Genomic DNA, 10,054 nt, shown 5'->3' with positions numbered 1-10,054 from the left:
GCCTCCAGCGAGCAGCCCGAGCTGATGGTCCATGTGGTGGCCGCGTCTTTGAAGAACCCCGAGACCAACCTCGACCGGCTGTTGACCGACACGCTCGGCACCACGCCCCGAGACGTGACGAGGGTCGACGCGGGCCCGTTGGGCGGTATCGCCCAGTGCGCCACTGCCGAAACCGTTCAGGGCGCGACGGCCCTGTGCTCGTGGGTGGCCGACAACAGTTTCGGCAAGATCGTATGGGTGGGCGCCTCACTAGCTGACGCGACACGCGAATTCGCGCACATCCGGGGCCAGTTCGAGAGCTGATGTCCGGCCGAACTGCCAGTCGGCGCGCGAGTTCGGCCACAGCGTCATCTCCGCGCAGCGGTGGTCTACCAATCTTGTTGAGTCGACTCGGAACGTCGCTGGCTTCGTGCGACGGGTTACCGTCCAGCACTACGTTCGGCGGCGTGCCGTCGGCGTCGGTCAGAGCGATAGCTTTGGTTGTACTTACGGTGATGATGAACGACCGAGCGACGAGGGTGCTCGGTGTTCGGGGCGGATTCGGCGGCCTGGACCCAGAGGGAGAAGTCGCCGCCCAGGAGCAGGCCGGAGGGGAACAGGAACATGTTGACGATGGAGTGTTCGAAGCCCATGTAGAAGAACAGCATGATGGGCATCCACATCGCGATCACCTTGCCCGACACCGAGGTCGACATCATGGCGGCGACCACGCCGGTGGACACCATCCAGTTGCACAGCACGGCGCGGATGAACAGGGTGAGCATGCCCGCGGCTCCGTGTTCGGCGTAGCCGAGGGTTCTGGATTCGCCGATCTCACCGAGCTTCTCGCCGACGGCGCTGGGGTCGACGGAGAAACCCATGGTGAGGATGATGGCCATCATCACCGCGACGGTGAACGCGCCCGCGAAGTTGCCGACGAACACCAGTCCCCAGTTGCGCAGCATCGTGCGCACCGTGACGCCGCGTCGTTTGTCGATCAGGGCCAGCGGAACCAGCGTGAAAACGCCGGTGAGCAAGTCGAATCCGAGCAGGTAGAGCATGCAGAACCCGACCGGGAAGAGCACGGCTCCGAGTAGTGGTTCGCCGGTGTTCACGGTGATGGTCACGGCGAACGCGGCGGCGAGGGCGAGGATCGCGCCCGCCATGTAGGCGCGGATCACGGTGTCGCGGGTGGACATGAAGGCTTTGGCCTCGCCCGCGTCGATCATCTTCTCGACGAAGTCCGCCGGTGTGAGATAGGACATGGAAAACCCTTCGTAGTGGCTCTAGCGCAGGAGTTTTCGCTGTCGAGGTTGCCTCGCGGTCACCGGACGTTGCTCCCACGTAAATAGTGGTATTCCACTATGGCGGCGAGTGCCTCCGAATGGCAGGCTGGCTGCGACCCCGACCCTAGGAGCCCCTGCATGCAACCGATCCTGAGCAAGTCCGCCGCCGCCGACCTCATCGTCGCCGCTCGTATCCGCAAGGGTATGACGTGGGCGGGCATCGCGGAATCGATCGGCGCACCCGTGGTCTGGACGACGGCAGCCCTGCTCGGCCAGCACCCGATGACCGAGGAACAGGCCGCCGCCGTCTGCACCCTGCTGGACCTCGACGACACCGTCGCCGAAAGCCTGCGTCTGCAACCCTCCCGCGGCGCCGACCCGGCGACACTGTCCGACCCCACCATCTACCGCCTCGTGGAAGCCGTCTCGGTCTACGGCCCCGCCCTTAAGGAACTCATCCACGAGGAATTCGGCGACGGCATCATGAGCGCCATCAACTTCAACATCGACATAGCCCGCCGCCCCCACCCCGACGGCGACCGCGTCGTCATCACCCTGGACGGCAAATTCCTCGACTACCGCTGGTGAATCGAGTTCTGTCGACGGTCAGGATCCTTGCTCGGTCCGAGTCCTCGGGAGCTCCGTCGGGGTGTCTGCCGGTGTCTCGGGGTCGCCGAGCGCGGGCGCGGTGGGCTCGCCGAGGCGGACGGAGACGACTCCGATGAGGATCAACGCGCCGCCGAGTAGCTGGATCGGTCTGGGTGCCTCGGCGAGGAGGATCCAGGCGAAGATCAGGGCGGCGAGGACCTCGGTGAGGGCTACGAAGGAGGCCAGGCGGGAGCCGAGGCGGCGGGTGGCGGCGATGCCGGTGACGTAGGCGATGGCGGCGGTGACGATGCCGATGACGAGGATGGGGATCCACCAGGGGGTGGTGAAGTCGGCGAAGGCGACCCGGTGGGTGGTGGCGTGTAGGGGGACGATGCCGAGGGCGCCCGCCAGGATCAGGGTGAGGCCACCGATCAGGAGTCCGCCGCAGGCCAGAACGGTGCCGGGGAGGTCGCCGCCCTGGGCGGAGAGGACGAAATAGGCCGCGGCGCCGAGCATCGCGGCCAGCGCCCAGGCGATGCCGATCGGGTCGGTCGACAGGCCGGAGGTCACATCGAGCACGAGCAGCAGGCCGGTGATTCCGAGGACCGCGCCTGCGATGGTGGCCGCGCCGGGCTGTTGCCGGTGGCGCACCCACAACCAGCCCACCACGACGATCGGCGCGGTGTATTCGATCAGCAGCGCGGCGCCGACTTCCATGTGCGCGACGGCGTTGAAGTAGGCGAGCTGGGTGCCCGCCACGGCGACCAGGCCGTACGCAACGATGAGATTAGCGTTGGTGCGCAACAGTTTCCAGTTTCCCCGCAGGTGGGGGAGTGCGAGCGGCACGAGAACCGCCCCGGCCAGCAGCACGCGCGCGGCGACAACGGCGGCGGCGCTCCAGCCCGCGTTCATCAGCCCACGCGCGAGTGGACCGGACAGCCCGAACGAGGTGGCCGACGCCAGCGCGAGCAGCAGTCCGGACCGCATCCGGATCGCGCTGTCATGAGTCAAAGTCGCCATGACTAATGACGGTAAGGAGCCTGCGGTAATATGTCAATGTGGTTTTTGCTCATGACACCGAGGCGGCCCTGCTGGCGGCGGTCGAACTGGTCAATTCCGCCGAAGACCCCGACACCTTGACCGAGACAGCTCAGCTCGCCGAGTTCTTCGAACGACACGTCTACACGGGCGCGCACACCGGTGACGCGGCCGAACTGACCGCTGTCCGGGCCCTGCGCGCGCCGCTGCGCGCGATGCTCACCAGCGACCGCGATGCCGCCGTCACGCTCGTGAACGAGACTCTCGCCGGGCACCGCGCCGTACCGCAGTTGGTCCGCCACGGCGACGTCGACTATCACGTGCACGCGGTCCCGCCGCAAGCCCCACTTCCGGTCCGCATCGCCGTCGAAACCGCGATGGCGATGATCGATCTGATCCGCGCCGACGACCTGAGCAGACTCTCGATCTGCGCCGACGCGGACTGTGCGGGACTGGTACTCGACCTGTCCCGCAACCGTTCCCGCCGCTATTGCAGCACCGCATGCGGCAACCGCAACGCCGTCGCCGCCTACCGTGCGCGCCAGAAGTAGCCCACTGCAACGTGGTTCGGAGTAGGCCGATGCCGGGCCGAGTCTGTCTCGGGCTAGCTCGGCCGTCTCTGCGTGAGCCCGTCGAGCAATGCGGCGAGCCCGAACTCGAAACTCCCCACGGCCGTGAGGGTTTCCGTGTCGGCGCGCTCGAGCCGGGCTCGCAGCCGCGGATACGGCAGGGCGATCTCGCCTGCCTCGTCGAGCGCGGCCTGGAGTTCTACCGCCGGATCGCGATCTCCGCGCCCGAGCCGTCGCCGCAGTGACACATCGGCCGCGGCGCCGGCGGCACTGCCGAGGATCAGTGTGAACACCGACCCCATCGCTTGGTCGGCCGCGTCGTCGACGAACCCGGCGTTCTCATACACCGTCAGTGCGACCTCGTCGTGGCGAGCTTTGTTCGGCCCGTAGAGCAGGTAGCTCGACTGCGCCTGCGCCAGCCAGGGATGCCTGGTGATGGTTGTGTACAACCCGCGGGCCAGCTGTTCGGCGGCCGCGCGCCAGTCGAGCGAGTCGGGATCGGGCAGGGTGATTTCGCCCCAGATCTCGTCGGCGGCGAGGCGAATCAGGTTGTCCTTGTTCTTCACATGCCAGTACATCGCGGTCGGCGCGGAATCGAGCCGCTTGCCGAGGCTGCGCATGTTCAGCCCGTCGAGTCCCTCTTCGTCGAGCAGGTCGATTGCGGTGGCGACGATTTGTTCGCGGGTCAATGTCTCACGCGGCATGCCTAGACCATAGGGGTTCACCTGGCACTTTCACAAAGTTCAAGAAATCTCTTGCACTTAGTTCAAGTAGGCCGCTACGCTACTTTTACAAAGTTCAAGAAGGGATCGACCAGCATGAATGTCTTCCTCGCCACCATCGACCTCGCCATCGCCGCCGCGTTCGTGAGCATGCCGTTCGTGCGCAATCGCTACGGCGCGGCCGCCATGGTCACCGCCGAGTCCGAGCTGGCCAGACAGGGGGTGCGCACCACCGCGCTCACCGAGAACGGCATGCGGTTCGACGCCAGTGGCCACGAGAGTGCCGCGCCACTGAGCGTCGCCGCGATCATGATCGCGCTCGCCGGCGTCAACCTCGCTGACCTGGCCGTCGCCCGGCCGCTGAACTGGGTGCTGTTGACGCTGGTTCTGCTCGGCAACAGCGTCATCGTCTACAGCAATCACACCGCCGTGCGCTCGGTGCGCGCCGCGTTCCACCGCAAGGGCGATCCCGAACTGATCCGTATCGACGTTCCCGCACTGCTCGCGGCTGCCGAATCCGGCTTCCCGGCCTGGACTTGGACGTTGCAGACGCTGCGCAACATCACCGTCTTCGGCAGCGCCGTCCTCGGCCTCGCGGCCCTCGTACTTTCCTGAAACAGCAAGCAAGGAGAAGAACCATGTCCGATCTCGCCCAGTTCATCGCCGCTACCGCCATCGAATTCGGCATCCCCGGCCTAGCCGTCGGTGTTTTCGCCGACGGTCACGAGATCTTCGCGACGCACGGCGTCACCGGCATCGACAACCCGCTTCCCATCACTCCCGACACCCTGTTCGCCGCCGGCTCCATCACCAAACCGGTGACCGCGACCGCGCTGATGCAGCTGGTCGCCGAAGACAGAATCGACCTCAACGCGACTGTTCAGCAATATGTTCCGGAATTCACGGCCTCGACCGGCATCACCGTCGGGGCCTTGCTCAACCACACCTCGGGCCTGGACTGGAACCTCCTCGTCGATACCGGCGAGGGTGACGACGCGCTCGCCGAGTTCGCCCGCCGGTTGAGTGATCTCCCGCCGATCGGCAAGCCAGGCGAACGCTCCTCCTACAGTCAGGCCGGTTTCAACCTCCTCGGCCGGGTCATCGAAACTGTCACCGGCCAGAGTTTCGAGCGCGCGGTCCACGACCTCGTACTCGCGCCGGTCGGTATGGACAACAGCGTCTTCCAGCTCTCCGAGGTCATGACCCGCCGCTTCGCGATCGGCCACGAACTCGGCGCCGACCACGAAATGAGCGTCGTCCGGCCGTGGAAGGGCAACCGCGCCAACAATCCCGGCGGTGGCCTGGCCACGACCGTCGCCGATCAGTTGCGGTGGATGCGCGTGCACCTGGGGAAGAGCGACGTGCTGCCGACCGACATGCTCGCCCGCATGCAGGAGCCGACCGTGCAGCTGCGGGCCAGTTCGCTCGGCGACGCGATCGGTCAGTGCTGGTTCGTCCGCGACATCGATGGCGTCCGCACCATCGGCCACGGCGGTTCGGGCTTCGGGCAATTCGCCGAACTGCTTCTCGTCCCCGAACGCGACTTCGCGGTGGTGGTGATGGCCAACGCCGGTCCCGATGGCATCGCGTGCAACCAGCGCATCGTCCGCTGGGTCCTCGCCCACTACCTCGGCATCGATGATGTCGACCCGGCACCGTTGCCCTTCGACGCCGCGGCGGCCGCGGAACTGGTCGGCCGCTACGAGATCGACGCGATGACTTTCGACATCACCGCGACCCCGTCGAGTCTGGTCCTCGAGGTCAGGATCAAGCCGGAGCTGCGTGCGGCGGCCGGCCAGGATCTCCCGCCCGACCACGCGCCGTTCGATGTCGGCCTGCTGCCCGGCGCCGGTGACGAATACATCGTCACCTCAGGGGCTTTCGTCGGTCAGCGCGGATACTTCAGCCGCGACGAGGACGGCGGGGTGATCGGAGTGGACCTGGCCGGCCGGTTGTTCACCCGCATCGGCTAGCGCGCGTCGGGTGGGCCGCCGGGTTTCGCCACCCGGCGGTTCGGTCGTGCCCGCAGCGCGCCTACCTGACCTTCGGGCACTTCTTGCCCGCCAGATGGCACTTGTCCTCGAATCCCGCGGGCAGCCAGGTGCCGGTCTTCAGCAGTGGGTGGTGCGGAAAGTGCCGCAGGGCTGCGGTGACGAAAAGCAATACCGCCCAGGGGCTTTGGATCTGGATCTGCTGCAACTTGCCGTCTCGGTCGGGGAATCGGCAGCCGACGCGATCCGGCGCGGTGAGGTCGATGGACTCGAGCGCGGACCAGTACAGCGAGAACGACCGATCGGGGTTGGCGAGATGCAACCGCCGGTCCGAGATCATCACCGACCCCGGCCGTTCCGCCACCCAGCGCGGTTGCGCGGCGGCCGCTGCCTGAGTGCGCCGGGTCCGGTTCACGACCGCATTACCCAACTGCGCGGCCGCGACGATCGGGGCCGGACCGGCGACGGGCCCCCGGCTCCTGGTCCGATTTCCGTCGCCGGTCGGCCGCCACGTGTACCAGTTGACGGCTCCCTCGGCGAGACCGACCTCGCCGGGCTCGATCCGCACCCGCGTCGCCGTGTGTGGGATCAGTCCCACCTCGCCGCGCGCCAGCAGATCGGCCACCCCGCAGGTGTACAGCAGGTAGTCGTCGAACCACGTCCACCCGGCCTGTTCGGCCAGGGCGCGTTCGATATCGGCCAGCGGGTCGAACACCACTCTCATCACCACCCACCCGTGCGGACTTACTGGTGTCAACGGTAGCGGAGACCGGCGGCAACGCGCGGTCGGCGGACAGCGAAAATCAGCGTTCGCTGTCGAGCATCGCCATCTGCTCGGCCGCGTACCGCTCGCCCGCGACGGCGTCGGCCGGTGCCGCCGCCTCGATCACGGCCAGCTCGTCGGGCGTGAGCGAGATCGCGAGCGCCCCGAGCGTCTCGTCGAGGCGCGTCCGGCTGCGCGCGCCGATGACCGGCACGATGTCCTCGCCCCGGCTCAGTGCCCAGGCGATCGCCAGCTGGGCGACCGAAACCTGTTTCGTGGCAGCAATATCGGCCAGCGCCTCGACCAAGCGCAAGTTCGTGGTGAGGTTTTCGCCCTGGAAGCGCGGGCTGTGGGCACGGAAGTCGCCGGCCGTCGCGGGCCCGCCGTTGCGGAAGGTATCGCTGAGCAGCCCCCGCGAGAGCACGCCATAGGCGGTGATGCCCGTGCCGAGTTGCCGTGCGACCGGGAGGATTTCCTTTTCGATGCCGCGGGAGATGAGCGAGTACTCGATCTGGAGGTCGGCGATCGGGTGCACCGCGGCGGCCCGTCGCAGTGTGTCGGCACCGATCTCGGAGAGTCCGATGTGCCGCACGTACCCCGCCTCGACGAGTTCGCCGATCGCGCCGACGGTGTCCTCGATCGGCACCTCGGGATCCAGGCGCGCGGGCCGGTAGACGTCGATGTGATCGACACCGAGTCGAGTCAGTGTGTAGGTGAGGAAGTTGCGGAGGGCGGCCGGTCGCCCGTCGAAGCCGCCCCATGTTCCGCCCGGCCCGCGCAGCGCACCGAATTTCACGCTGAGTACCACGTCCTCGCGGGCGCGTTCGGCGATGGCCTTGCCGACCAGCATCTCGTTGTGACCCGCGCCGTAGAAGTCACCGGTGTCGATGAGGTTGATGCCCGCGTCGATGGCGGCGTGGAGGGTCGCGACCGATTCACGGTCGTCGGAGGCGCCGTATATCCCGGACATGCCCATCGCGCCGAGGCCGATGCGACTGACGCGGGGACCGGTGTCGCCGAGGCCGACGGTGGGAATCTGTGAGTTCGTCATGCTTCGAGCCTGCGCCGCGAGCGCCGCTCGCGGCAGAGATCGTTCATCGGGGGATCGCCGGTCCCTGGCTGGGCGCCGCCGCGAAGCGCACCATGGAGACATGGACCGATCCGAGCTGGCCGACTTCCTGCGCCGTCACCGGGAACTGCTCACCCCCGCCGACGTGGGCCTGCCGCCCGGCGTGCGCCGGCGCACCCCCGGTCTGCGACGCGACGAGGTGGCTCTGCTCACCGGCATGTCGACCGACTACTACACCCGCCTCGAACAGGCGCGTGGTCCACGCCCGTCCACCCAGGTCCTCACCGCGCTGGCTCGCGCGCTGCGCCTGAGTGCCGACGAGCGCGACCACCTGTTCCATCTGTGCGGCCACTCGTCCCCGGACCGCGGGCTGCGCGACAAGCACGTCGGCCCCGGCCTGCTGCACATGCTGGACAAACTCGACGACGTCCCCGCCGCCGTGATCACCGATCTCGGCGAGGTCCTCGTCCAGAACCGCATGCACAGTCTGCTGGCCGGTGACCACGGCGCCCGCAGGGGCCTCGATCGCTTCTATTCCTGGCGCTGGTTCACCGATCCATCGGCCAGAACGCTCTTCCCCGAATCGGATTGGGCCCGTATGAGCCGCAGCCATGTGGCCGATCTGCGTGCCACCGCGGCACGTCGCGCCGACGATGCGGAGGTCACCGGCTTCATCAGCGAGTTACGCGGCAACAGTGCGGAATTCGAAGAGCTGTGGAACGAACACGAGGTCGCCGTGCGGATCTCCGACACCAAACAGTTCCTGCATCCGGAAATCGGCCTGATCGATACGATCTGCGAAACCCTGCTCACCCCGAACGCCGCCCAGCGACTGCTGGTCTATCTGCCGCGTCCCGGCACCGACGCGGCGGAGAAGATGGCGCTGCTGCGGGTGATCGGCACCCAACTCCTCAGTCCGACACAGTGATTCACGGTGTCCCGGTGACATAGGCCAGCGCGGTGTCGATCGCGGGCTGACCGCCTGCCAGCGCGTACCCGGCGAGCGCGCCGATCGCCGCCCCTGCCACGGTGGCGACCGGGACGGTGATGAAGTCCAGGATGAACAGGCCGAGTGGGAAGCCGAGTACGAAACCGATGGCAGCCCCGATGGCGGCACCTTCGATGATCTTCGGTTGCAGGCGTTGGGTTTCGGCGAAGAAGCGTTCCTGTGCGCTGATGTCGCGCACCGGTGTGGTGGATTCGCTGATCGGGGTGAGGGTCAGGCTGGTGCCCTGCTCGTCGATCGACGGTGTGAGCGGCACCGCGTGCGCACCGACCCGCACGACCATCGGCAGCGCCGCGAGGACCGCCCCCGATTCGTCGGTGATCGCGACGACTGTCGCGTCGTGGACGAGCTGGAACCGCCCCGTGTCGATGGTGGTGACCACCGCACGCCGATCCTCGGTGGCGCTCACCTGGTAGTTCACGCCCTTGTCGATCCCGCGCAGCGAGGGCGCCGCGACCGGCTGCTCGGCGATCACCGGCGCGGGCTCGGCGTGCCCGTTCCCGGCTGCCGCCACGATGACCCCCATCGCGAGCAGTGCCGCCCCGACCCCAGTGCCGATCCTCATCCCGCAAGCCTCCTGCTGCTCCGCCCGGGTCCGGTTCGTCCCGTTCATCGCGGCAAACCTAGCCGTTGCGGCCCCGTTCGGAAAGTCCATAGCCAGCGGGGCCGGGACGGATCAGCGCCGCGCGTTCGACGATCCGGCGCCGGTCTGTGGACGTCGGGCGAAATCCGGCGCGTGCTCGGGGCGCAGCCCGATACCGCCGAGATAAGCGGTGATTCCGGCGAGCGCGGGCACGGCGTCGACAACACGCAGCGGCAAGGGTGCGGTGTGCAGGGTTCCCCGCAGCGCGGGCGTGATGAGCATGTCGTGTTCGCCGCGCTGGGATCGCTGCGTGAAGCTCGCGGGCAGCATCCGCCTGCGCTGCACCTTTTCCAGGTCGGCGGTCCGCACGGTGCCGTCGCTGTGGTGGACGTCATGTGATCACCGTGCGACCTCAAGTTGGCTTGAGGTCAAGGAGGGCTCCCCCGGAAAGGGGTGCGCG

Annotated in this window: 13 protein-coding genes; 6 read left to right on the top strand and 7 right to left on the bottom strand. The window is 67.6% G+C overall.

Translation table 11 applies throughout. The annotated features are described in order from the left end of the window. A partial coding sequence (locus ACFWF3_RS11765; protein WP_379313634.1) for a hypothetical protein occupies positions 1–303 on the top strand: 303 nt, incomplete at its 5' end. A gap of 116 nt (positions 304–419) precedes the next feature. Here the strand turns inward: ACFWF3_RS11765 and ACFWF3_RS11760 are convergent. Then, complete coding sequence (locus ACFWF3_RS11760; RefSeq protein ID WP_379313633.1) at positions 420–1,244, bottom strand: formate/nitrite transporter family protein; 825 nt, start codon at positions 1,242–1,244, stop codon at positions 420–422. Positions 1,245–1,403: 159 nt separating this feature from the next. Here ACFWF3_RS11760 and cynS point away from each other — a divergent pair, with 159 nt between their 5' ends. Continuing rightward, positions 1,404–1,853 carry a cyanase gene (gene cynS, locus ACFWF3_RS11755; protein ID WP_378990954.1) on the top strand — a complete coding sequence of 150 codons (450 nt, stop codon included), beginning with the start codon at positions 1,404–1,406 and terminating at the stop codon, positions 1,851–1,853. A gap of 18 nt (positions 1,854–1,871) precedes the next feature. Here cynS and ACFWF3_RS11750 read toward each other — a convergent pair whose 3' ends face one another. Then, complete coding sequence (locus tag ACFWF3_RS11750) at positions 1,872–2,873, bottom strand: DMT family transporter (RefSeq protein ID WP_379313632.1); 1,002 nt, start codon at positions 2,871–2,873, stop codon at positions 1,872–1,874. Between the two features lie 38 nt (positions 2,874–2,911). Here ACFWF3_RS11750 and ACFWF3_RS11745 point away from each other — a divergent pair, with 38 nt between their 5' ends. Then, complete coding sequence (locus ACFWF3_RS11745; protein WP_379313631.1) at positions 2,912–3,442, top strand: CGNR zinc finger domain-containing protein; 531 nt, start codon at positions 2,912–2,914, stop codon at positions 3,440–3,442. Between the two features lie 53 nt (positions 3,443–3,495). On the opposite strand, the gene ACFWF3_RS11740 is transcribed toward ACFWF3_RS11745, so the two are convergent. Beyond that, positions 3,496–4,164 carry a TetR/AcrR family transcriptional regulator C-terminal domain-containing protein gene (locus tag ACFWF3_RS11740; RefSeq protein ID WP_379313630.1) on the bottom strand — a complete coding sequence of 223 codons (669 nt, stop codon included), beginning with the start codon at positions 4,162–4,164 and terminating at the stop codon, positions 3,496–3,498. Between the two features lie 114 nt (positions 4,165–4,278). Here ACFWF3_RS11740 and ACFWF3_RS11735 point away from each other — a divergent pair, with 114 nt between their 5' ends. Continuing rightward, positions 4,279–4,797 (top strand): hypothetical protein, encoded by a 519-nt coding sequence (locus ACFWF3_RS11735; RefSeq protein WP_378990945.1) that lies wholly within the window; start codon positions 4,279–4,281, stop codon positions 4,795–4,797. Between the two features lie 23 nt (positions 4,798–4,820). After that, entirely contained in the window at positions 4,821–6,155 is a 1,335-nt protein-coding gene (locus tag ACFWF3_RS11730; protein WP_379313629.1) for a serine hydrolase domain-containing protein, read from the top strand. Between the two features lie 61 nt (positions 6,156–6,216). Here ACFWF3_RS11730 and ACFWF3_RS11725 read toward each other — a convergent pair whose 3' ends face one another. Together ACFWF3_RS11725 and ACFWF3_RS11720 are read right to left on the bottom strand one after the other, a co-directional pair. Beyond that, complete coding sequence (locus ACFWF3_RS11725) at positions 6,217–6,897, bottom strand: hypothetical protein (RefSeq protein WP_379313628.1); 681 nt, start codon at positions 6,895–6,897, stop codon at positions 6,217–6,219. A 79-nt stretch (positions 6,898–6,976) separates the two neighbouring features. After that, positions 6,977–7,987 carry an aldo/keto reductase gene (locus ACFWF3_RS11720; RefSeq protein ID WP_379313627.1) on the bottom strand — a complete coding sequence of 337 codons (1,011 nt, stop codon included), beginning with the start codon at positions 7,985–7,987 and terminating at the stop codon, positions 6,977–6,979. 100 nt (positions 7,988–8,087) lie between these two features. On the opposite strand from ACFWF3_RS11720, the gene ACFWF3_RS11715 reads away from it, so the two are divergent. Continuing rightward, the gene (locus ACFWF3_RS11715; RefSeq protein WP_379313626.1) at positions 8,088–8,933 is read left to right on the top strand and encodes a helix-turn-helix transcriptional regulator; all 846 of its coding nucleotides are present in this window, start codon (positions 8,088–8,090) and stop codon (positions 8,931–8,933) included. 1 nt (position 8,934) lies between these two features. Here ACFWF3_RS11715 and ACFWF3_RS11710 read toward each other — a convergent pair whose 3' ends face one another. Both ACFWF3_RS11710 and ACFWF3_RS11705 read right to left on the bottom strand, forming a co-directional pair. After that, positions 8,935–9,576: a hypothetical protein gene (locus ACFWF3_RS11710; protein WP_379313624.1), complete on the bottom strand. Its 642-nt coding sequence runs from the start codon at positions 9,574–9,576 to the stop codon at positions 8,935–8,937. Between the two features lie 111 nt (positions 9,577–9,687). Next, entirely contained in the window at positions 9,688–9,963 is a 276-nt protein-coding gene (locus ACFWF3_RS11705) for a hypothetical protein (RefSeq protein ID WP_379313623.1), read from the bottom strand. Positions 9,964–10,054: the final 91 nt, after the last annotated feature.

The sequence above is a fragment of the Nocardia sp. NPDC060220 genome, from assembly GCF_042727815.1.
Classification (GTDB): domain Bacteria; phylum Actinomycetota; class Actinomycetes; order Mycobacteriales; family Mycobacteriaceae; genus Nocardia.
This window is presented reverse-complemented; position numbering and strand designations above follow the sequence as displayed.